General features: G+C 69.6%; 22 protein-coding genes and 1 rRNA gene. 10 read left to right on the forward strand and 13 right to left on the reverse strand.

Translation table 11 applies throughout. The features are described 5' to 3' along the window. Positions 1–58: 58 nt before the first annotated feature. Positions 59–1219 carry an MFS transporter gene (locus IL992_RS31305; protein ID WP_193206940.1) on the forward strand — a complete coding sequence of 387 codons (1161 nt, stop codon included), beginning with the start codon at positions 59–61 and terminating at the stop codon, positions 1217–1219. Positions 1220–1244: 25 nt separating this feature from the next. On the opposite strand, the gene IL992_RS31310 is transcribed toward IL992_RS31305, so the two are convergent. The 4 genes from IL992_RS31310 to IL992_RS31325 form a co-directional block, all read right to left on the reverse strand. Then, positions 1245–1844, reverse strand: a complete 600-nt coding sequence (locus tag IL992_RS31310; RefSeq protein ID WP_193206941.1) for a hypothetical protein — start codon at positions 1842–1844, stop codon at positions 1245–1247. A gap of 72 nt (positions 1845–1916) precedes the next feature. Then, complete coding sequence (locus tag IL992_RS31315; RefSeq protein WP_193206942.1) at positions 1917–2516, reverse strand: hypothetical protein; 600 nt, start codon at positions 2514–2516, stop codon at positions 1917–1919. Positions 2517–2526: 10 nt separating this feature from the next. After that, complete coding sequence (otsB, locus tag IL992_RS31320) at positions 2527–3363, reverse strand: trehalose-phosphatase (protein WP_193206943.1); 837 nt, start codon at positions 3361–3363, stop codon at positions 2527–2529. Positions 3364–3457: 94 nt separating this feature from the next. Further along, on the reverse strand, positions 3458–3739 hold the full coding sequence (locus IL992_RS31325) for a DUF3263 domain-containing protein (protein WP_079319307.1): 282 nt from the start codon (positions 3737–3739) through the stop codon (positions 3458–3460). Between the two features lie 106 nt (positions 3740–3845). On the opposite strand from IL992_RS31325, the gene IL992_RS31330 reads away from it, so the two are divergent. Beyond that, entirely contained in the window at positions 3846–4652 is an 807-nt protein-coding gene (locus IL992_RS31330; RefSeq protein WP_319018954.1) for an SAM hydrolase/SAM-dependent halogenase family protein, read from the forward strand. A 9-nt stretch (positions 4653–4661) separates the two neighbouring features. Here the strand turns inward: IL992_RS31330 and IL992_RS31335 are convergent, their stop codons facing one another. The 5 genes from IL992_RS31335 to IL992_RS31355 form a co-directional block, all read right to left on the reverse strand. Next, positions 4662–5678 (reverse strand): ABC transporter ATP-binding protein, encoded by a 1017-nt coding sequence (locus IL992_RS31335; RefSeq protein WP_193206945.1) that lies wholly within the window; start codon positions 5676–5678, stop codon positions 4662–4664. Continuing rightward, entirely contained in the window at positions 5662–6693 is a 1032-nt protein-coding gene (locus tag IL992_RS31340) for an ABC transporter ATP-binding protein (protein WP_193206946.1), read from the reverse strand. The genes IL992_RS31335 and IL992_RS31340 overlap by 17 nt, the downstream gene beginning before the upstream one ends. Before the next feature lie 13 nt (positions 6694–6706). Beyond that, positions 6707–7654 carry an ABC transporter permease gene (locus IL992_RS31345; RefSeq protein ID WP_193206947.1) on the reverse strand — a complete coding sequence of 316 codons (948 nt, stop codon included), beginning with the start codon at positions 7652–7654 and terminating at the stop codon, positions 6707–6709. Further along, a complete protein-coding gene (locus IL992_RS31350; protein ID WP_193206948.1) occupies positions 7647–8573 on the reverse strand; it encodes an ABC transporter permease in 927 nt (308 codons plus the stop codon). The genes IL992_RS31345 and IL992_RS31350 overlap by 8 nt, the downstream gene beginning before the upstream one ends. 133 nt (positions 8574–8706) lie before the next feature. Next, complete coding sequence (locus IL992_RS31355; protein WP_193206949.1) at positions 8707–10392, reverse strand: peptide ABC transporter substrate-binding protein; 1686 nt, start codon at positions 10390–10392, stop codon at positions 8707–8709. Positions 10393–10784: 392 nt separating this feature from the next. Between IL992_RS31355 and IL992_RS31360 the strand changes: the two genes are divergently transcribed. The 4 genes from IL992_RS31360 (at position 10785) to IL992_RS31375 (ending at position 13316) form a co-directional block, all read left to right on the forward strand. Continuing rightward, a complete protein-coding gene (locus IL992_RS31360) occupies positions 10785–11690 on the forward strand; it encodes an ABC transporter permease (RefSeq protein WP_193206950.1) in 906 nt (301 codons plus the stop codon). Positions 11691–11790: 100 nt separating this feature from the next. Beyond that, positions 11791–12519, forward strand: coding sequence for an ABC transporter ATP-binding protein (locus IL992_RS31365; RefSeq protein ID WP_319018956.1), 729 nt, complete (start codon positions 11791–11793; stop codon positions 12517–12519). A gap of 19 nt (positions 12520–12538) precedes the next feature. After that, positions 12539–13075, forward strand: a complete 537-nt coding sequence (locus IL992_RS31370) for a YbhB/YbcL family Raf kinase inhibitor-like protein (RefSeq protein WP_193206952.1) — start codon at positions 12539–12541, stop codon at positions 13073–13075. Between the two features lie 61 nt (positions 13076–13136). Next, complete coding sequence (locus tag IL992_RS31375) at positions 13137–13316, forward strand: hypothetical protein (protein ID WP_079319283.1); 180 nt, start codon at positions 13137–13139, stop codon at positions 13314–13316. Positions 13317–13537: 221 nt separating this feature from the next. Here IL992_RS31375 and IL992_RS31380 read toward each other — a convergent pair whose 3' ends face one another. Further along, a complete protein-coding gene (locus tag IL992_RS31380; RefSeq protein WP_193206953.1) occupies positions 13538–14488 on the reverse strand; it encodes a hypothetical protein in 951 nt (316 codons plus the stop codon). A gap of 387 nt (positions 14489–14875) precedes the next feature. Here IL992_RS31380 and IL992_RS31385 point away from each other — a divergent pair, with 387 nt between their 5' ends. The 4 genes from IL992_RS31385 (at position 14876) to IL992_RS31400 (ending at position 19897) form a co-directional block, all read left to right on the forward strand. Next, positions 14876–15445, forward strand: a complete 570-nt coding sequence (locus IL992_RS31385) for a DUF1707 SHOCT-like domain-containing protein (RefSeq protein WP_193206954.1) — start codon at positions 14876–14878, stop codon at positions 15443–15445. 17 nt (positions 15446–15462) lie between these two features. After that, entirely contained in the window at positions 15463–16491 is a 1029-nt protein-coding gene (gene plsX, locus IL992_RS31390) for a phosphate acyltransferase PlsX (RefSeq protein WP_193206955.1), read from the forward strand. A 51-nt stretch (positions 16492–16542) separates the two neighbouring features. Beyond that, entirely contained in the window at positions 16543–18264 is a 1722-nt protein-coding gene (gene argS / locus IL992_RS31395; protein WP_193206956.1) for an arginine--tRNA ligase, read from the forward strand. A gap of 319 nt (positions 18265–18583) precedes the next feature. Next, positions 18584–19897 (forward strand): hypothetical protein, encoded by a 1314-nt coding sequence (locus IL992_RS31400; protein WP_193206974.1) that lies wholly within the window; start codon positions 18584–18586, stop codon positions 19895–19897. A gap of 342 nt (positions 19898–20239) precedes the next feature. Here the strand turns inward: IL992_RS31400 and IL992_RS31405 are convergent, their stop codons facing one another. The 3 genes from IL992_RS31405 to rrf all read right to left on the reverse strand — a co-directional run. Continuing rightward, the gene (locus IL992_RS31405) at positions 20240–20623 is read right to left on the reverse strand and encodes a cell division protein SepF (RefSeq protein ID WP_079319278.1); all 384 of its coding nucleotides are present in this window, start codon (positions 20621–20623) and stop codon (positions 20240–20242) included. Positions 20624–20880: 257 nt separating this feature from the next. Then, positions 20881–21279: a hypothetical protein gene (locus IL992_RS31410; RefSeq protein WP_193206957.1), complete on the reverse strand. Its 399-nt coding sequence runs from the start codon at positions 21277–21279 to the stop codon at positions 20881–20883. Positions 21280–22351: 1072 nt separating this feature from the next. Continuing rightward, positions 22352–22443 (reverse strand): 5S ribosomal RNA (gene rrf, locus IL992_RS31415); the annotation flags it as partial.

Below are 22443 nucleotides of genomic sequence, written 5' to 3' on the forward strand. Positions count from 1 at the left end.
GCGCGCCGGGCGACCGGCTCTCGTGCCGGGTGATCCGCTGCGCTACCCTTGCCTGGTTTTGGACCGCAACATAAAGGTCACCAGGGACGGCCCCACCTGGTTGATCTATCTCCAGCTCGCCACCTTCGCCACCTACCTGTACGGCCTGTCGGCCGCCCTGCCCCTCCTGCGCGCCGAGCTCGGCGTGTCCCAGGCCGTCGCCGGGCTGCACGGCACCGGGATGGCACTCGGCGGCATCGCCGGCGGGCTGGCCCTGCCCGCGCTGACCAGGCGGTTCGGGCGCCGCGTCGTCACCTGGGCCGGTCTGACCGGGATGAACGCCGGGGTGCTCCTCGTCTTGTCCGGGCACGCGCTCCCGTTCACGCTGGCCGGTTTCACGCTCGCCGGCGCCTGCGGTTCGACGGCGCTGTACGTGATGATGGCGGTGCTCAGCGACCACCACGGCCCGGCGGGGGCGGCCGTCATCAGCGAGGCCAACGCGGTCGCCGTCATCGCCGGAATCGCCACCACCTACGCCTTCAGCGTGGTGGCCGAGTCGCCGGCCGGCTGGCGGCCCGCGCTGCTCGTGCCGGTGGCCTCCACCCTCCTGCTGGCCCTGCTCATGGGCCGGGTCTGGGTGCCGCCGGTGCCCGTTCCGCCGCCGTCGCCGTCCGCGGCCTCCGGCAGAATCCCGTACGGCTGGCGCTTCCACGTCGCCGGAGCGGTCCTGCTGTGCTGCGTGGCCCTCGAGTTCGCCTTCAACCTGTGGGCCGCCGAGTTGCTCTCCCAGCGGACCGGGCTGTCGCCCGGCGCGGCGGCGACCGGGCTGAGCGCGATGCTGGCCGGCATGGCCGCGGGCCGGTTCGGCGGCGCCCGGCTGGCCCTGCGCTTCGCGCCGGGGTCGGTGCTGCTGGGCTCGCTCGGGGTGACCCTGGCGGGCTGGGCGCTGTTCTGGGCAGGAACCTCGGCGCCGGTCTGCTACGCCGGGCTCGCGCTCAGCGGGCTCGGCATCTCGGTCCAGTTCCCCATGGGCCTCACGCGCATGATCGAGGTGTCGGGAGGCCGACCTGACCAGGCGTCGGGCACGGCCTCGATCTGGGCGGGCATGGGCTCGGGCAGCGGGCCGTTCGTGCTCGGCGCGCTGGGCGACGGTTTCGGAACGCACACGGCGTTCCTGCTCGCGCCCGCCCTGATCGCGGTGGCCGCGGGCGGAGTGGCCGCTTCCAGGACGCGTTCCTGAAGGTCCGGGCCACTCGGAAGGCCGGTCAGTTCCAGGTCGCGTTCTTGAGGATCGCGCTCAGCTGCGGGTGGTCCCACTGGTCGAGGACCAGGATCTTCGACGTCGGCAGATACCACTCGCGCTGGTTGTAGTGCAGCTTCACCCGCCACTTCTTGTCGACGCAGGTCGCCGCCCACTTGTGGTAGTCCGCCTTGTGGCCGGGCCCGACCTGCCGCAGCCCCTTCTCGGCGAGCTTCCACTCGCCCTTGTACAGCTTGTAGCTCTTGGGACAGATGCTGACGTCGGTCGCGGGGTCGTAGCCGTACTTCGACTTGTACGGCTGGAACGTGCGGAGCCCGATCTTGAGCGCCTTCGGGCCCAGCACCCAGAAGCTGTGGCACCCCCAGTCGCGGAAGCCGAAGTCCTCGGTGCCGTAGGTGGGGCACGAGCCGGTGATGACGCGCACCCAGTCCTTGTCGTCCTTGGCCACCTTCCACGACGCGGGGATCGTGAGGGTCAGCCCGTTGCGCAGGTGGACCTGCTTGGTGCCGCCGCTTTCGCTCGCGAACGCCGCCGCCGGAGCCGTCAGGGTGGCCGCCAGCACGGCCAGGCCGGCCGCCGCGGCCGAGATCGTCTTTCTGAACATGTCCGGCACACTAGACGCGGTCGCTTGCGGACGACTTGCGCCCCGATAGACGAAAGGTCACCAAGCGCGGCATCAGTTCCACGTGGCGTTCGTGAGTATCGTGCTCAGCCCCGGGGTACTCCACTGGTCGATCACCAGGATCTTCGACGTCGGCAGATACCATTCGCGCTGGTTGAAGCGGGCCTTCACCTTGCCCGACGTCATGGTCCCGCAGGTGCCCGCCCAGTCGCGGTAATACGCCTTGTGCCCCGGCCCGACCTGCCGCAGCCCCTTCTCCGCGAGCTTGGTCCGGTGGATGTAGAGGTTCTTCCTGACCGGGCAGGGCCCGACGTCGGTGGCCGGGTAGAACGGGCCGTCCGGCGTGTACTTCTGGAACAGCTCGTGGCCGATCTTGATGGCTCCGGGCCCCATGACCCAGAAGCTGTGGCACCCCGAGTCGCGGAAGCCGTACGTGTCCGTGCCCTTGGTCGGGCACGAGCCGGTGATGACCCGCACCCAGTCCTTGCGGCTGTCGTCGACCTTCCAGGACGACGGGATCCTGAGGGTCAGGCCCTTGCGCAGGTGCAGCGTCTTGGTGGCCGCGGTGTCGTTCGCGAATGCCGCCGCCGGAGCCGCCAGGGACGCCGCCAGCACGGCCAGGCCGGCCGCCGCGGCCGAGATCGTCTTCCTCATGCCCCGGACGTTACGCCCGGCCGCTTGCAGACCGCTTGCCAAGTCTTTCCACGAGGTCGCCGAGGAAGGCCACGACGCCGTCGGGCCCGTCCACCACCACGTCGGCGCGCTCCGCCAGGGCGGTCACCTCCGTGGATCCGCTGCACACCCGTACGCCGGGGATCCCGGCCGACTCGACCGCGTCGAAGGCGGCGAGGTCCCCCAGGTCGTCGCCGACGAACATGACCGAGCGGGCGTCCCGCTCGGCGAGGAAGGCCGACAGGGCCCGCCCCTTGTCCATTCCGGCCGGCCGCAACTCCAGCACCATGCGGCCCGGCTCGACCGCCAGCCCGGCCTCCTCGGCCAGCGCCGCGACCGGCCCGCGCAGCGCCTCCAGCGCCCCCGCGGGGTCGGCGCACCGCCGGGTGTGCACGGCGACGGCCCGGTCCTTGTCCTCGATCCACGCGCCGTCGAGACCCGCCCCTTCCAGTCCTGCCGTGAGCTCGGGCAGCCGGGCGCGGACCAGGTCGAGCCCCGGCGGCGGGGGCGGCGCCGTCAGACGGCCGTCCTCCCAGCGTTCCAGCCCGTAGTGGCCGAGGATCACCAGGCCGGGCACATCGGCGAGGGACGGCCCGCCGGGGACCTCGCCGAGGGCGAGCGCCGTACGCGGCGGGCGGCCGGTGACGATCACGACGGCGCGCACCAGCGGGGCGAGGGCGGCCAGCACCCCGGGCACGCCGGGATGCACACGGGCGGCGGCGGGGTCGGGCACGATCGGAGAGAGCGTGCCGTCGTAGTCGAGCCCGATCACGGCGCCGGCCGGATCGGCGACGATCGCGTCGAGTCCTGCGTGCGCGGGCAGGGTCATGGCCTCACTCCGAAGGGGGTCACGTGCGTACGCCTCGACGGCCTCATGCCCCGGGAGCGGGGCTCATGCGTGCACGGGGAGAAACCAACGGGAATCAGGAGTTCAGTCCGAAGCGGCGGGCCGAGCGGTCGCGCCGCCGGCCGGCTCTCATCCGGCGCAGCCGCTTGACGAGCATGGGGTCGTGCTCCAGCGCCTCGGGCCGGTCGATCAGCTCCCCGAGTAACTGGTAATACCGGGTCGCCGAGATGCCGAAGGCCTCCCTGATCGCCTGTTCCTTTGCGCCCGCGTAACGCCACCACTGGCGCTCGAACGCGAGCATCTCGCGGTCACGGTCCGAGAGGTCGAGCCCGTCGCCGCCGGCCGGTTCGGTGTCCATCCGCTCCTCCTCGATCGGCTCGCGAGCCCGTCCCATGGTAATGCCAAGCCCGCGAGACGAACCCGGGGTGTTCAGGCCGGGCGGGACGGACGTAATGTCACGTGGTGTGAGCTCTGTAATCACGCTTCTGACCGACTACGGGCTGGAGGACGGGTTCGTCGCCGCGTGCCACGGCGTGATCGCGGGCATCGCTCCGCAGGCTCGGATCATCGACGTGGGTCATCTCGTCCCCGCCGGGGACGTACGGCGCGGCGCGGCCATCCTCGCGCAGACCCTGCCCTATCTACCGGCCGGAGTCCATCTCGCGGTCGTCGATCCCGCCGTGGGCGTGAACCGTCGCGCGGTCGCCGTGGAGGCGGGGGGACGGGTGTTCCTCGGCCCGGACAACGGCATCCTCTCGTGGGCCGTCCGCGCCGCGGGAGGCGCCGAGGCGGCCTACGAGATAACGAACAAGGACCTGTTCCTGGCCAGCGTCTCACCGACCTTCCCGGGACGGGATCTGTTCGCCCCGGTGGCCGCCCACCTGTGCACCGGGCGTGCGGCCGCCGACGTGGGGCCGCCGATGCCGGTGCAGCGCCTGGTGACCCTGCCCGCGCCGACCTGCCGGTTGCGGGACGGCGCGGCCGAGGGCGAGGTGATGTCGGTGGACAGGCACGGCAACGTCCAGTTGTCGATCACCGCCTCCGACCTGGCCGAACTCGGCGTAAAGCTCGGCGACACCATCGTCGTGTGGCTCGGGCGCCGCCAGGTCGCCGTGCCGTTCCGGGAGACGTTCACCGCCGTGCCGCCCGGCGACCTGGTGGCGTTCGCCGACTCCGCCGGCCTGGTCGCGATGGCGATCAACGCCGGGGACGCCGCCGAACGCCTGGGTCTGCCCCCAGGCGCGCACGTACGGCTGTCGCCCGGGCGCTGACCGCGGGTCCTACTGGGCGTTCACCACGTCGCGGGCCTCCGCGAAGTGGCAGGCGCTGGGGTGGTCGCTGCCCGGGCGCGCCTCCAGCGCGGGCGTCTGCTCGGCGCAGATGTCCTGCGCCTTCCAGCACCGCGTGCGGAAGTGGCAGCCCGAGGGCGGGTTGGCCGGCGATGGCGGGTCGCCCTGCAGGATGATCCGCTGGCGGGTCTCCCGGCCCTCGGGGTCGGGCACCGGAACGGCCGACAGCAGCGCCTGGGTGTACGGGTGCGTCGGGCTGTCGTAGATCTCGGCGTCGCTGCCCAGCTCAACGATCTTGCCGAGGTACATCACCGCGACCCGGTCGGAGATGTGGCGGACCACCGACAGGTCGTGCGCGATGAAGATGTAGGCGAGGTCGAACTCGTTCTGCAGCCGCTCCAGCAGGTTCATGACCTGGGCCTGGATCGACACGTCGAGCGCGGAGACCGGCTCGTCGCAGATGATGATCTCAGGCTGGAGCGCCAGACCGCGGGCGATGCCGATGCGTTGACGCTGGCCGCCGGAGAACTGGTGCGGGTAGCGGTTGATGTGGTCGGGGTTGAGGCCGACCACCTCGAGCAGTTCCTGCACCCGGCGCCGCCGGCCGCCCTTCGGCACGACGTCCGAATGGATCTCGAACGGCTCCCCCACGATGTCGCCGACGGTCATCCGCGGGTTCAGCGAGGTGTAGGGGTCCTGCATCACCATCTGGATGTTGCGGCGCATCCGCTTGAGCTCGGCGCCCTTGGCCGTGGCGATGTCCTTGCCGCGGACGCGCACGGATCCCGACGTGGGCCGCTCCAGCGCCATCAGCAGCTTGGCCAGGGTGGACTTGCCACAGCCCGACTCGCCGACGATCCCGAGCGTCTCACCGCGGTGCAGGTCGAAGGAGACCCCGTCCACGGCCTTGATCGCGCCGATCTGCCGCTTGACGACGATGCCCTGAGTGAGCGGGAAGTGCTTGACCAGGTCACGGACTTCGAGGATCGACTCAGTGTTCGCCTTCATCGATGACCTCCCTCCAGTAGTGGCAGGCGCTGCCGCGGGTGCCACTGATCGTGTACAGCGGGGGCACGTCGGTCACGCAGTTGTCCCGCCGGTACGGGCACCGCGGGTGGAAGGCGCAGCCCGTCGGCATCTCCAGCAGGTTGGGCGGCAGGCCCTTGATCGCGTAGAGCTCCTGGCCCTTGTGGTCCACCCGGGGGATCGACTCCAGCAGCCCCTTCGAGTAGGGGTGGGCCGGGTTCTTGTACAGGTCGTGCACCGGGGCGTTCTCGACGATGCGCCCGCCGTACATGACCGCGATCTTGTCCGCGACGTCGGCGACGACGCCGAGGTCGTGGGTGATCAGAATCAGGCCCATGTTGCTGTCGCGCTGCAGCTCCGCGAGCAGGCCCATGATCTGGGCCTGGACGGTCACGTCGAGCGCGGTGGTCGGCTCGTCCGCGATCAGGATCTCCGGATCGAGCGCGATCGCCATGGCGATCATGATGCGCTGCCGCATGCCGCCGGAGAATTGGTGCGGGAAGTCGTTGACCCGGTCCCTGGCGGCCGGGATCCGCACCCGGTCCATCAGCTCGACGGCCTTCTTCTTGGCCTCCGCCCGCGACGTGCCGCGGTGCATGCGGAACATCTCGGCGATCTGCCAGCCGACCGGGAAGACCGGGTTCAGCGCGGACAGCGCGTCCTGGAAGACCATGGAGATGCCCTCTCCGCGGATCTTCCTGCGCTGGTCCTCGGGGAGCTTGAGCAGGTCGACGCCCCGGAAGCGGATCTCGCCCCCGGTGATCTTTCCCGGGGGCATGTCGAGGATGCCCATGATGGTCTGGGCGGTGACGCTCTTGCCCGAGCCCGACTCGCCCAGCACGGCGAGGGTCTCGCCGGCGTCCACACTGTAGGTCACGCCGTTGACGGCCTTGGCCACACCCGCGCGGGTGCGGAACTCGACGTGGAGGTCGTCCACCTCCAGCAGGGCGCCGCCGTGGGAGCCTCTGCCCACCTGCTCGGAAAGCACTTCCGTCACTCGCTGTGCCTCCTCATCGAAGCTTCGGGTCGAGGGCGTCGCGTACGGCTTCGCCGAGCATGACGAAGGTCAGCACGCACAGGGACAGGAACGCGGCCGGGAAGAACATGGCGTGCGGCCCGGTCCTGAGGTAGTCCTTGTGGTCGGCGATCGCGATGCCCCAGGAGATGACCGGCGAGCGCAGGCCGATGCCGAGCAGCGACAGCGTGGCCTCGGCGCCGATGAAGCTGCCGATCGTGATCGTCGCGTACACGAGGATCGGCGCCAGCGAGTTCGGCAGCAGGTGCCTGAAGATGATCCGCACCGGTCCGGCTCCGAGCGCCCTGGCGGCCTGCACGTAGTCCTGGTGCTTGGCCTGGATGACGGCCGAGCGGGCGATGCGCATCAGGATCGGCCAGCCGAGCAGGGCCAGTACGATGATCACGACCGCCATGATCGTCGCCTTGCCGGGGTTCGACTGGGCCGGCGCGATGGTGCCGAGGATGATGATCGCGCCCAGCACGTACGGCAGGCCGAGGAACATCTCACCGACACGGGAGATGATCGCGTCCAGCCAGCGCCCGAAGTAGGCGGCCACCACGCCCGTCAGGCCACCGAGCAGGACGGTGGCCAGCGTGGCCAGCACGCCCACGATGATCGAGGTGCGGGCGCCGTAGATGGTCCTGGCCCACACGTCCCGGCCCTGCAGGTCGTAGCCGAACCAGGCGTCCGAGCTCGGCAGCTCCATGCTCTTGGCGAGCGTGGCGTACTCCGGGTCCTTGTGCGTGAACAGCGACGGGAAGGCCGCCATCACGAGGAACACGATCAGCATCACGAGCGAGACCCAGAAGATCTTGCGCCGCTTCAGGATGTCCCACGTGTCGCGCCAGAGGCTGCGCTGGCTGTCCCGGACCGCGACCGGGCTCGCCGTCGGCTCGTCCGCGCCCTTGATCAGATCTTGCGTCGCGGTCGGGTCACTCATAGCGGATCCTCGGGTCGAGCACGCCGTAGAGGAGGTCGACGAGCAGGTTGGAGATCAGGTACACGAGCACGAGCAGCGTGGCCACGGGGACCACGATCGTGTAGTCCTGGCCGTTGATGGCCCGCCACAGCAGGCCGCCGATGCCGTGGATGTTGAAGATGCCCTCGGTGATGATGGCGCCGGACATCAGCGAGCCGACCTCGGTGCCGAGGAACGTCAGCACCGGGATGAGCGAGTTGCGCAGCAGATGGATCCCGACCACCCGCCGGTTGGTCAGCCCCTTGGCCACGGCCGTGCGCACGTAGTCGGCGCGCAGGTTCTCCACGATGCTCGTACGGGTGAGCCGCGCGGTGAACGCCATGTTGAGGCTGGCCAGCACGAGCGCGGGGACGATCAGCTCGGGAACCGTCGCCGCGTCCGTCACGGTCGGCTCGATCACGTGCAACTGCACGCCGAGCACCCACTGGAGCAGGTAGGCGGTGACGAAGATCGGCAGCGAGAGGAGGAACAGCGTGGAGAGCGTCACCACGTTGTCGGTGAAGCCGCCGCGCTTGAGGCCCGACAGCACGCCGGCGCCGATTCCGATGATCGCCTCGAAGAGCACCGCCATCAGCGCGAGCCTGATGGTGATCGGCCAGGCGTCGCCGAGCTGGCTCGCCACCGAGACGCCGTTGAAGTCGGTGCCCAGGTTGCCGGTGAGCAGGTTCTTCAGGAAGCTCCAGTACTGCACCAGGATGGGCTGGTCCAGCCCGAACTGCTCGCGCATGGCCGTGACATAGCTGTCCGGACAGGGCCGCTGGCCGCATCTCCCGGCGAACGGATCACCCGGGAGCTGCCAGACCATGTAGTTGATGATGAAGGTCGTGCCCAGCACGACAGGCACGAGTTGCAGCAGGCGCCGGATCGCGTATCGGCCCATGCGCACCTCCGATCTGACGCTAAAGGTCGTACATGCGCCCCCCGTGGGTCAACACGGGAGATCGCGAATGGACAGCCCACGAGGCCGGCCCCGGTGGGGAACCGGCCTCGGGGGGTTCACCTACGAGCTGTCCCTACGCTTCCTTGATCGCGATCGACAGCGGGTCGAGCACGCCGAAGGGGGTGACCTTCACGCCGGTCACCCACTTGGAGGTACCGGCCTGCAGTCCGTACGACCACAGCGGAATCGCGGGCATGTCCTGCTGCAGCATAGCCTCGGCCTCCTGGTAGAGGGCGTTGGCCTGCGCGGGGTCGGTGGCGGTGTCGGCCTCGTGGAGCTTCTTGTCGAGCTCCTTGTTGCTGTAGAGACCGTCGTTGGAGGAGGCGCCGGTCTTGTACAGCGGGTTCAGGAAGTTCTCGATGTGCGGGTAGTCCATCTGCCAGCCGGTGCGGAACGCGCCCTTGATCTTGTGCTGGGTGATGGTGTCACGCAGCTCGGCGAAGGTGGGCATGTCCTTGTGCACGAACTTCACGCCGGCGTCGGGACCGAAGGCCTGGTTGATGCTGTTGACCGTGGCCTCGATCCACTCCTTGTGAGTGCCGTCGGCGTTGGACCAGATCGGGAACTCGGCCGGCGGGGTGTAGCCCTCGGACTTGGCCTTGGCGAGGTACTCCTTGGCCTTGGCGGGGTTGTAGGTGCACAGGTCGCCGCAGGCGCCGTCCTTGAAGCCCTCGACGATCGGGGAGACCCAGCCGTTGATGGGCACGCGGCCCTTGTTGAAGATCTTGTCGGTGATCGTCTTCCGGTCGATCGCGTACGACACGGCCTTGCGGAAGTCCGCGTTGCCGCCGAACTCCTTGTCGTACAGCGGGAAGGTGATCGTCTGGATGACGCCCTGCTGGCCGTCGATCGCGCGGTCGCCGAGGTCGGTCTTCCACTTGTCGCCGGCGAGGGCCGACGGCGGGATCAGCTCGGTGAAGTCGAGGTTGTTGGAGACCAGGTCCGCGTACGCCGCGTTGTCGTCCTTGTACATCTTGTAGACGATCTTCTTGACCTTGGGCTTCTCCGGCCCGGGGTAGTCGGGGTTCGCCTCGACGATGATCTGCGAGTTGTGGTCCCACTGCACGAACTTGAAGGGACCGTTGGTGACCGGCTTCTGCGCGAAGCCCTTCGGGTCCTTGAAGAAGGCGTCGGGAAGCGCCGCGAAGCTCGTGTAGCCGAGCTTGGTGCGGAACACGGCGACGGGCGCGGTCAGCGTGACCTTGAAGGTGAGGTCGTCGACGACCTCCAGACCCTCCAGCTTGTCGGTCTCCGGCTTCGGGGCCTCCTTCGGCCCGTCGGGGCCGTCGGGGTCCTGCGTGTTGACCTTGTCGAAGCCCACGATGTCACCGAACCAGAAGCTGCCGAGCTGGGCGTTCGGCGAGTAGGCGGTGTAGTTCCAGGCGTCGACGTAGTTCTTCGCGGTGACCGGCGTACCGTCGGTCCACTTCAGACCGGGCTTGAGCTTGATCGTCCACACCTTGTTGTCGGTGGTCTCGATCGACTCCGCCTGGTCGAGCTCGGGAGCGGCCGTGTCCGAGTTGTACTTGACGAGGCGGCTGTACACGAACTCATTGATCGTGCCACCGCAGGTCTCGTTGATGTTTCCGGGGACGAAGCCGGTCTGCGGCTCACAACCACGGATGTAGACGGTCCCCGTGGCGGCCCGGGGGTTGTCCCCGCCGCCGCTACTGGAACCGCCGCCCCCGCCGCACGCGGCGACGCCGAGCGCAAGCAGCGCGGTGCCGGTGGCGATCTTCGCGCCCTTAGTCACGCGCATAGTGGATTGGTCCTCCCTCTAAGGATGGGCGTTCGCGCTGGTTAGCACCCGGTTTGCCGGGCATCGTCAAACCAGCTGACGTCCTGCCAGTCGTCCGGAGCATCCCTTACCGGACGCACCAGAGGAGTCTCCGGCACGTTGCAGTTCGGTCACACGTGCGTCAGTCGGGCGTCACACACATTCCTGTGAGCCCAACCTTAAATGCCCAGCACGGCATCAAACTCCCCTTTAGAGTACATATACCGACAGGCGGCGAGTCCTTTGACCGAGGGTGAGGGCGACACCCGCGCCCCGGTCCCCGGATCAGGATGTCCTGGGCTACCTTTGACCAGTCGCAGCCACGTTCGGTGCGACAGCCGTCCCACCGACCTCCATCCAATAGAGTCCATGCCATGAGCCAGCCGGAATCCGCGCTCGCGGAGGCCCAGGGTGGCGGCCGAGCCCCGGAGTCGCTGGCCGCGCTCGCCGAGCGTCACGGACTACGACGCGCCATCGCACGCCCCAGCATGCCCGCCTACCTGCGCCAACTGTGGGACCGGCGGCACTTCATCCTCACGTACGCCACCTCGCGCAACGTCTCCAAGTATTCCGAGTCGATGCTCGGGCAGCTCTGGCAGGTGCTGACCCCGCTGCTCAACGCCGCGGTGTACTGGCTGATGTTCGGCGTCATCCTCGGGCAGAGCAAGTCGATCGAGAACTACCCGGCGTTCCTCATCACCGGGGTCATGGTATTCACCTTCACCCAGCGCACGGTGATCAGCGGGGCGAAGTCCATCTCGTCGAACCTGTCCCTCATCCGGGCACTCCACTTCCCGAGGGCCGCCCTCCCGCTGGCGTACACGATCCAGGAGCTCCAGCAGCTCGGCTACTCCATGGCCGTGCTCGTCCTCCTGGTGCTCGTCACCGGAGAGCCGGTGAGCTGGCTCTGGCTGCTGATCCCCGTCACGCTGCTCATGCAGCTCGTCTTCAACATCGGCATGGGCATGTTCATGGCCCGCCTCGGCGCGTTCATGCGGGACATGAACCAGCTGCTGCCGTTCATCACCCGCACCTGGCTGTACGCCTCCGGCGTCTTCTACGAGATCGACGACCGCACCAAGGACCTGCCGGACTTCCTCCGCTGGGCGCTGGAGTTCAACCCCGCCGCCGCCTACATCGAGTTCATGCGCGACCTGCTGATCTACCAGCGGTTCCCCGAGCGCTGGGCGTGGGTTACCTGTCTATTCTGGGCAGTGTTCGCACTGATCGTCGGCTTCTGGTACTTCTGGCGGGCCGAGGAGAGGTACGGCCGTGGCTGAGCTGACCAAGGAGCTGTCGCAGGTGGCGCCCCAAGACTCGAAGACGCAGCACCCCGAGACGCAGAACTCCAACGATTCCACAGTCGGAACCCCGACCGTCATCGTCGACGACCTCCACATCGTCTACAAGGTGTACGGCTCGGCCGGCGACGCCGAGAAGGGCAACGCGGCCAGCGCGCTGATGCGCATCCTGCGGCGGCAGGGCCGGCCGCAGATGAAGGAGGTCCACGCCGTCAAGGGCGTGAGCTTCGTCGCCCACCACGGCGACGCCATCGGCATCATCGGCCGCAACGGCTCGGGCAAGTCGACGCTGCTGCGCGCGATCGCCGGCCTCCTCCCCCCGCACAAGGGCGCCGTCTACACCAACGGCCAGCCGTCACTCCTCGGCGTCAACGCGGCCCTCATGAAGGAGCTGACGGGCGAGCGCAACATCATCCTCGGCTGCTACGCGATGGGCATGTCGCCGAACGAGGTGCGCGAGAAGTACGACGAGATCGTGGACTTCTCCGGCATCGGAGACTTCGTCCAGTTCCCCATGTCGACGTACTCGTCCGGCATGGGCGCCCGGCTGCGCTTCGCCATCTCCTCCGCCAAGACGCACGACGTGCTGCTCATCGACGAGGCCCTCGCCACCGGTGACCGCGAGTTCAAGAAGAAGAGCCAGCAGCGCATCAAGCAGATGCGCGAGTCCGCCGGCACGGTCTTCCTGGTCGCCCACAACCTCGACGTGATCGAGGAGACGTGCAACCGGGTGATCTGGCTGCACAAGGGAAAGATCAGAATGGAAGGCGACCCCCAGGAGGTCCTGGAGGCGTACAACAAGGCCTGAGAGAAACGGAGGGGCGACCGTGCCGACGCCGCCACCGATACCGTACGACCATCTGCCCGAGGTGCCCGCGCTGACCGTTCAGAGCGACGACGTGCGCGACGGCGAGCGGCTCCCCGAGGCCCACGTGTTCAACGGCTGGGGCATGAGCGGGCAGAACGTCTCCCCGCACCTGCGCTGGTCGGGCGCCCCCGAGGGCACCAAGAGCTACGCCGTCACCTGCTTCGACCCGGACGCGCCCACGGGCAGCGGATTCTGGCACTGGGTGCTGTACGACATCCCGGCCACCGCCGCCGAACTGCCGGCCGGCGCGGGCAACGGCCCCGACTTCAAGGGGCTGCCGGAGGGCGCCAAGCACGCGCGCAACGACTTCAGCACCAAGGAGTACGGCGGAGCGGCGCCGCCACCCGGCCATCCGCACCGCTACCTGTTCGCCGTGCACGCCCTGGGCGTGGAGTCCCTCGGCGTGGACACCGACACGCCGCCGGCCGTGGTGGGCTTCAACATCACCGCCAACACCCTCGCCCGCGGCTATATCGCACCTGTGTACGAAACCTGATGCGCGAGGGCCGCTCGTTCCACTATGATTCGAACGGAAATTCGACATAGGGGAGGAGCGGATGAGCGACCTGGCGACGGCGATCGACAATCTGGCCGCCGAAGATCCCTCGGAGCTTCCCGTCGGGCTGATCGCCGAGCAGCTCATCGAGCTGCACTGGCAGATGGCCCGCCTGCAGGCCCAGATCGCCAGGCGCACCCACCTGCGCGCCTGTTTCGACTCGCCGAACTCCCCGAACTAAGAGGGTCGGCTGAGCCTGCCACGTGCGCCCGGGCGCCCGCCGCACCGGCGCGTACGCTCTGCGGGGTGCACCCTGGCGCGACGCCGGACGGCCGGCGCCCCTCGGGGGCGCCGGCCGCTTTCGTCATCGACGTCTTTCCGATGGTCCTGTCGTACGCGGGAGACCTCCGGTGCCGCCCGGCATGCCGGCTCGACGGCGACGGAGGCCCCCTTAGGCGTGGGTCACCTGCCGTATCCACCCTGGCGCGCGGTCGGCGGCGCGACGTCCGCCACCGTGCCCGGGGCGGACGAGACCGCGCTCGACGCGGCGGCGTCCGCCGTGGCCGACGCGGAGGTGGCGAGCTCGGCCGCCGCCCCCGTCGTCGCGGCGGCTCCCTGCGCCGGAGCGTCCGTGGTGTTCCGGACGGTCCTGGTGACCGCGTGGGCGTTGGCGTCGGCCCGGGCGGCGGCCTCGGCGGCCGTCGTCTGGGTGCTGCTCATGGCGCGGTCGGCCGGAGTCTCGCACGGCACCAGCGCCAGCAGGCCGCCCGCGCTGCCGCCGGTCGCCGCGACGGCGCCCTTGAGGCTGAGCAGCGCGTTGAGCCTGGCGGTGACGTTGAGCCCGGCGCGGACCGCGGCGCCCGCGGTGGCGACGGCCGCAGCCGAGGCGTCCACGGCGGCGGCGGTCTGGCCGGAGACGGCGACGACCGGCTTGCCGACCTGGGCGACGACGCCCGCGGCGACGTTCGCCTTGGCGACGAGAGCCGCGTTGACGTCCGCGACCGCGACCAGGGCGGCCGACAGGTGGGCCTCCAGCCTGGCGACGACGTTGGCGTTGACGGTGACGGCGGCGTCGGCCACGATGTCGGCCGCGATGTCGGCGGCCGCGCTGATCTGCGCGTTGGCCTCGGCGGACAGACTGGCCGTCACGGTGCCGGCGAGATTCGCGACCGCGACGAGGTGGGCCCTGATGTCAGCGGTCAGGTTCACCGCCACCTCGGCGGCCGCGTCGGCCTGCGCGACGACGCCGCCCGTCGCCCCGGCGACGGCCGTGCCCTGCAGATCGGCCAGAAGCCTCGCCAGCGTCGCGACCCGGTGCTCGGTGCACTTCTGAGCGCACACGTCGGCCTGCGCGGGCGCGGCCAGCATGCCGGCGATGCCGATCGTGACGGCGACGACGGCTGTCCTAACCACTCGTTTCATTGACTTGCCCCCGGTTCATATTCCTTTTCACGAGAGTGGGAATGACGAACCCAAGAACCCCCGTGCGTCGGCGAGCACGCCGACAAAGACGTCGGCATTTCTATCACTGCCGATCACGGTGGAAAGCCCTGCTGACCAGGGGATGCCCGTCGGGCAGCCCGCCGGGAAAGTCGGTATATCGAGCACCGGACGACCACTTCGCGGTCACCCCAATCCCGCCTCTGGAGAAAGTGACGGTAAACACGGGCCCAGGCGTCGCGGCAGATCTTTCCGCTCACTTTTAGCGACGCGCCGACGGACGTCGCGACACGGCCGGAGCGGGGCCGGCCATGAACCCGCCCTATCGCGACATATCTCGATAAGAGCTACGCTGGCGAGGTGACCTCCCTCACACCGTACGCGGGCGACGATCCCGCACAGCGCGCTTCGGACGCCGACCGCGACCGGATCGCGGCCGTCCTCGGCGAGGCGCTGGCCACCGGCCGCCTGACGAGCGTCGAACACGCCGACAGGCTCGACGCCGCCTACAGCGCTGTGACCATCGGCGACCTCGCGCCCCTGATCAAGGACCTGCCCGAGGCGCCTCACGCGCCGGCCACGCTCTCCACGGAGCGGCACCGGGTCTCCGCCGTGTTCAGCAAGATCATACGGCGCGGGCGCTGGGTCGCCGGGCGGCACACCGAGCTCAGCTCGGTCTTCGGCGCGCTGATCGTGGATCTCAGCGACGCGGTCCTGCCCGGCCGTGAGGTGACGCTGGAGCTGAACTCCTTCTGCGGCAAGCTCATCGTCACCGTGCCGGCCAACGCCAGGGTGGTCGACGAGGGCAGCGCGGTCTTCTCGAAACGCTCGGTGACCGGCGGGGACGGCGACGGCGACGGCCCGCTGATCCGCGTGACCGGCAACGCGCGCTTCGGCAAGATCGTGGTCTACCGCGGGACCCCTCGCTGACGGCCTACGATGCGGCCATGCAGCCCGCCGGCCGTGCGCTGCCCGTGGCCCTCGACGCCATGGGCGGCGACAACGCGCCCGAGGAGATCGTCGCGGGAGCCGTACAGGCCGTGCGGGAGCGCGGCGTGCCCGTCGTGCTCGTCGGTCATCCCCGCCTGCTCTACCAGGAGCTGGCCCGGCACGACGCGGTCACCGAGATCCCCATCGTGCGCGCCGAGGAGGCGCTGGCGATGGACGAGGGCGCGCTGGCGAGCCTGAGAAGGCCCCGTTCCAGCATCGCCATCGCCTGCCATCTCGTACGGCGCGGCGACGCCTGCGCGGTCGTGTCCGCGGGATCGACGGCGGGCGTCGTCGCCACCGGCCGGCTGCGGCTGCGGGCCCAGCAGGGAGTCGTACGCCCCGCGATCGCGGTCGGCCTGCCGACCCTGCCCCAGCCGACCGTGCTGCTCGACGCGGGCGCCACGGCCGACGCCAAGCCGGAGATGCTGGTGCAGTTCGCCCACCTCGGCGTGGCGTACGCCGAGACGGCGCTCGGCATGCGGCGTCCCCGCGTCGGTCTGCTCACGATCGGCGCCGAGGTGGAGAAGGGCAACAAGCTCGCCAAACGGGCTCACGAACTGCTCGCCGCCACACCCGGCATCGACTTCACCGGCAACGTCGAGGGGCACGACCTGCTCATACGGAAGGTCGACGTGGTCGTCACCGACGGGTTCACCGGCAACGTGGCGCTCAAGACCGTCGAGGGCACCGTACGCTACGCCTTCGAGCAGTTCAGGGAGACGATCGCGGGGAGCCGGGTGGCCAGGCTCGGCGGGATGCTGCAGCGCGCCCGGCTCCGGGAGCTGGCCGGCCGACTCGATCCCGAGGCGCACGGCGGGGCCGTACTGCTCGGCCTCAACGGCACCGTGGTGATCGCACACGGCTCGTCGCGGGCGCGCGGCGTGGCCGCCGCCTGCGAGCTCGCGGCCCGCCTGTCGGCCCAGGGCATCGTGGCCAGGATCGGTGAGCGGATCGCCTCCACCAACAAGTCGCACCGCCGCTGGTGACCACCGAATATGGAACGGCGGGCCGAAGGCGCACGCCGATAAGCTTGGTGCATGACCGACCCGCAGCTCGTGCTCACCGAGCGGGTCCAGCAGGCGCTGGGTTCCGCCTTCGGTCCGGAGCACGCCACCGAAGACCCGCTGATCAGGCCCTCCCAGTTCGCCGACTACCAGGCGAACGTCGCACTCAGCCTGGCCAAGCGGCTCCGACGTGCCCCGCGGGAGGTCGCCCAGGCCATCGCCGACCACCTCGACACGGCCGACGTGAGCGTGGAGGTCAGCGGGCCCGGGTTCCTCAACCTGACGCTGCGCGACGGCTGGATCGCCGAGCAGGCCGCGCAGCGGCTGCGCGACGAGCGCCTCGGCGTGCCGCAGCCGGCCCCGCAGACCGTGATCGTCGACTACTCCGCGCCGAACGCCGCCAAGGAGATGCACGTCGGCCACCTGCGCACCACGATCGTCGGCGACACCCTCGCGCGCACCCACGAGCACCTGGGCAACCAGGTGATCCGGCAGAACCACCTCGGTGACTGGGGCACGCAGTTCGGCATGCTCATCGAGCACCTCCTCGACATCGGCGAGGAGGAGGCGCTCGGCATGCTGGCGGCCGGCGACGGCAACGCCTTCTACCAGGCGGCGCGGCACAAGTTCGACAACGACCCCGAGTTCCAGCAGCGGTCCCGCCGCAGGGTGCCGCTGCTGCAGGGCGGCGACCCGGAGACCCTGCGTCTGTGGCGCGAGTTCATCGACTACAGCAACCGCTACTTCACCAAGGTCTACCGGACGCTCGGTGTCACGCTGACCGACGACGACATCGCCGGCGAGAGCATGTACAACCCCATGCTCCCCGACGTCTGCGACGAGCTGGAACGCACGGGCGTGGCCGAGATCAGCGAGGGCGCGCTGTGCGTGTTCCCGCCCGGCTTCAAGGGCCGGGACGACCAGCCGCTGCCGCTCATCGTGCGCAAGAGCGACGGCGGATACGGCTACGCCACGACCGACCTCGCCGCGATCCGCTACCGCGTGCGCGACCTGAAGGCCGACCGCATCCTGTACGTCGTGGGCGCCACCCAGTCGCTCCACTTCCAGATGGTCTTCGCCGCGGCGCGAATGGCCGGCTGGCTGCACGACGACGTCAAGGCGGAGCACGTCCAGATCGGCAGCGTGCTCGGCAGCGACGGCAAGATGTTCAAGACCCGCAGCGGCGCCTCGATCAAGCTCACCGAGCTGCTGGACGAGGGGGTCGTCCGGGCCGAGGCCGTCATCGCCGACCGCGGGTACGACCCGGAGGCCCGCCGGCAGATCGCGCGCCAGGTCGGCATGGGCGCCGTCAAGTACGCGGACCTGTCGGTCAGCCACGACAGCGAGTACGTGTTCGACTTCGACCGCATGCTCGCCCTCACCGGCAACACCGGGCCGTACCTCCAGTACGCCACCGCCCGCATCCGGTCGATCTTCCGCAACGGCGGGATCGAGCCGGAGTCGGTCACCGGCCCGATCACGCTGGGCCATCCGGCCGAGAGGGCGCTCGCGCTGCAGCTGCTCGGCTTCGGCTCGGTCGTCGCCGCCGTCGCCCAGCTGTCCGAGCCGCACCGGCTGTGCAACTACCTGTTCGACCTGGCCCAGGCGTTCACCTCGTTCTACGAGAGCTGCCCGGTCCTCAAGGCCGAGGAGGAGTCCGTACGGCAGTCGCGTCTGGCTCTGTCGGCGCTCACCCTGCGTGTGCTGCTGCGCGGGCTCGACCTGCTCGGCATCGAAGTCCCCGAGCGGATGTGAGCGGGGTGCCGGATTCCGCTTCGGCGGACACGGGGGAAGGTCTTCCCGGCGCCTCCGAAACCGCAGGCGCCGTCTCCGAGGCCGGGGATGGCGTCTGCGAAGCCGGGGATGGCGTCTGCCAGGCCGGGGATGGCCTCCCCGCGCGAGCACGGCTGGCCGCCCCTGCCGCCGCTCCCCGATGCAGGGCGGCCCGGCCTTCCTGTTTCCGCGGGTCAGGCCTGTCCACGGCGCGCCTCGTCCATGACTGTCGCACCAAGCGTCTAGTCTGGCGCGGTCAAGGGAGTGCCAGCCGACCCCTCGGGGAGCGTTCCGCGTGAGCATGGACCTGACCACGAGTCCGGACCCTGGAAACCTGGCCGAGGCCACGGAGCTGCACCGCTACGCCGAGGCGCTGATCGTCAGCCTGGCGGCGGACGGAACCGCGCCCGACCTGCCGCCGGGGATCACCGACGTGCCGGGCTACTGGCTGGGGCCCGCCGTCAAGGCCCTCGTCCTCATCATGTCCGGCAAGGACGCCCTGGAGCCGCTGGCCCTGGCCAACGAGTTGGACGAGCGGCGCACCGCCTTGTTCCTCTGTCTGGCCCTCGCCGTCTGCGGCCACGGCGACCGGATCCACGCCTCCTGGCTGGGCACCGCCTTCGGCGACCTGTCCGAGGACCGTCCCGTGACTCCCGGCCAGCGGGCGCTGTGGCTCGCCGCCGCCCGTGGGGCGTACGGGCCGGTCGGCAAGATCTTCGTACTGCGCAAGCTCGACGCGGTGGACGTGCCGGCCACCGACGACCGATGGCTGAAGGCCCTCGTGCCCGGTCTGCCGGAGACGTCTGTGCCCGCCTCTCTGGAGGCGTTCCCGGAACTGGCGAAGGTCACCGAGATCGAGCGGTCACTTCAGGCGTCGGCGACCCTGCGCCGTCTGCTCGAACGCTGCACCGAGATCACCTCCACACGGCAGGCCGGCGAGGTCACCAAGGTCGTACGCGGCACGGTTTGGGCCGAGGACGAGCCGCTGGCCGTGCTCCGCTCCCTGGCAGGCCACGGTGGCCAGGAAGGGCCGCTGAGCTCGCTCACCGGGCATCTGCTGCAGGACCTGGGTCCCGACGCCGATCCCCACATGGCCGCGCTCGCCCTGCATGTGGCGGCGCCGGCGATCAGGGCGGCGGCGGAATCCCTCGTCGAGACGGTGAACGAGCCCCCGCCCGACACCCTGGACGTGCCGATCCTCGGCTATCCGATCAAACTCAGGCCCGAGGGCCCCGACCAGGAGTCGATGGCGGCGGCCGAACAGCGGCTCGTCACCGAGTGCGTGCCGAGGCGCACCCGGCCCTGGCCCGGATACGTCCTCCTGGTCCTCGCCGTCGTCGTCCTCGTCGCCGGGTTCGTGATCTCACCGCCACTCGCCCTCGTCGGCCTGTTGGTCGCCGCCGTGGGCGGGCACCTGCTGTGGCGGCACCGCGTCCGGGAGCACTCCGACGTGCGGTACGTCCAGACACGGGCGGGCAAGCTCGCCGACCTCGCCGACAAGGCCGTCTGGGCCCTGCACGAGTACGCCAGGGAGTCGGAGGAGCGCGCCTCCGCAGCCGCCCGCGACCTGGCCGAGGTGTCCACACTCCTGCGCCGGGGCCCACGGGCGGCGTAGGGACGCCTGAGCCGGTGCGTCTGCAGACCGCGCAGGACGGACGGTCGGCGCCTGGCTTGGCCCCGGATCTCGTGTGCTGGGCGCGGATCTCGTGGGAGGCCGACGCCTGGCTGGCCGCAGACCGCGCGGGAGGGCGACGCCTGGCGCTGGGGCCAGCCGATTGCCTAGCGGGCCAGCCGATTGCCTAGCGGGCCAGCCGATTGCCTAGCGGGCCGGCTGACTGCCTAGCGGGCCGGCTGACTGCCTGGCGGGCCAGCCGATTGCCTGCGCCGGCTCCGCGGACGACCGTGCCCGCCGACCGAGTGGGCGGCGGGCACAGGACTCGAACTCGCACCGGCCTGTTCAGGCGGTGGAGACCTCCACCGTCGCCGGAGTGATCAAAAAGACCTTGTCCGCGATCCGCTCGATACGTCCCTCACAGCCGTAGGCCAAGCCCGCGGCGAAGTCCACCATCCGCGTGGCCTCCGCCGTCGACATGCTCGCCACGTCCATGACCACCGTATGGCCCTCGCGGAAGTGCCGGCCGATCGTCAGGGCGTCGTCATACTTCTGCGGGCGGACCATGACAATACGGGCCGGGTCGGTGTTGGGCTGCCAGCGCTTGGCGGCCCGCTCGGCCGCCGGCATCCAGTCGTCCTCGTACTCGTCCTCGGCATAGGTCTCGTCGTCGTACTGCTCTGCCCCACCCAGGCCAAGGTAGCTCGCCACCTTGCGCACAGCCCCCATCGGTTCGTCCTTTTCCGGCTTGTCCTTTTCCGGGCTCGTCCCGACATGCGGGACCGTAATCGACGATTCAGCAAACCCCCGCCGACACGCCCGGCCGTTTAAGTGTTGTTGGCTGGATAATGTGGAGGCCGGGCATGTGTGTCTTCATCGTCAATTCCGTCAGCCCTTCCAGGGTAACTCGCGAACCCGTCTACCCCATGGAACCCTTCGCAAACATTTCTCACAGTCACCTCGAACGACGGCACGCCTTCAGTAGATCACAACGGACGCCGCCGATGCGTGGTTCCCGAAATACGATCTTGCTGGTAGAGCCCGGTACGCCGCCCCGGAGAGGCGCGAATCAGGGCGGCGCCAATGAAGATCAGATTGCGCGTGAGACAGTCCCGAATTCGCGTTTCGAAAACATTTTCGACAGTGGCGGGACGACATTGATCATCGCTCTCCACGCGCCAGTCCGCGAACGGCAGCGACCGCAATTGGGGGACCGGCCAGGGGAAACTCTTTCCTCGCAGCGCCTCCCGCGGAACCGATATCGAGCACCATTTCGTCCGTCCCACGGTTTTCGAAGCGGAACCGGCCCGCATCCTGCTCAGGCTCCACGAGGGGAGCACGAAGATGCCGACGAGGGTTGTGGAGCCGGTGACGCCGAACCGCATCTCCGACCTCGCGGCTGATGAGAGACACCGGCGACGCAACATGCTGGTGGCCGATGCCAGTTCTCCGCCAGCAGACGGTACAGGGCGTCGTCGGCCACCGTACGGACACCGCGGCCTAGAACGGTAGGCGACAGTCACCCACGCACCCTCAGGCCGGGAGCGGCGAACCCACAGCCGTGATCTCTCCAGGAGCACCCGCCGATTCTCTCGTGCGTACAGTCGGCCGGTCGATGGCCCCCGCCCCTGAATTTCAGGGCTCGGCACGGCGCGTCGGCTCACGGCGTCTGCGTGGAGGTAGAAAGGCCGACAGAGTCCTCAGCTGTCCCGATGGGGGGCGGCGGGACAAGGGCTCCGGGCGTAGGAAGGTCGCCCTCTGCCTGTCGACCTCGGGCGTGCCCTCGACCGTCGGTTCCGGCATCTCGCCGGCGCCGCTGGAGACAGCCTGTGGGTCTCGTGATGGGGTGTTTTGGTCGGGTGAGTTGGGGCGTCGGTCGGGTTGAGACGTCACTTGGGTTGGGACGGCGTTTGAGGTGGAACGGCGTTTGAGGTGGAACGGGGATGTCGTTTGGGGTGGGACGTGGTTTGGGTTGGGACGTCACTGCGCCGGTCGGAAGGTCCGGTCCTCGCGAAGCCCGCTCCGCTGGGCCTTCGCTGCGGTCCTCCCTCCCGCCCGCTCCGTTCCTCCCCTGTGCCAGCTCCCGCCCCACCCCTGGGCGGCCCCCCGCCCCCCGTCAGCCAGCTATGGCGCCGGCCTCCGCCAGTCCCCGCGTGGCGTGCAGTCGCACCCCGGGAACGCCGTCACCACTCCCCGCGGACACCCTCACGCACGCCCCGGAACGCACCCCGCCGCCCGTCCACGCGCTTCTCGGATTCACGCACTCCCGGGGTCCACACACTCCCGGAACCACGCACCCCTGTGGCGTCGGCCCCTGAACATGCGAAAACCCCGGCCACACCCGGCCGGGGCAACACACCACCCACCACACCCCACCAGCAGGACCCCGAGGAGAAACTCCCCGGGAAATGCGGAAGGGCCACCCAACAAGGATGGCCCTTCCGTATTCAAAAGATTGTCCGGCGGTGTCCTACTCTCCCACACCGTCCCCGGTGCAGTACCATCGGCGCTGGCAGGCTTAACTTCCGGGTTCGGAATGTAACCGGGTG

It is taken from the genome of Microbispora sitophila, assembly GCF_014892245.1.
GTDB lineage: Bacteria > Actinomycetota > Actinomycetes > Streptosporangiales > Streptosporangiaceae > Microbispora > Microbispora siamensis.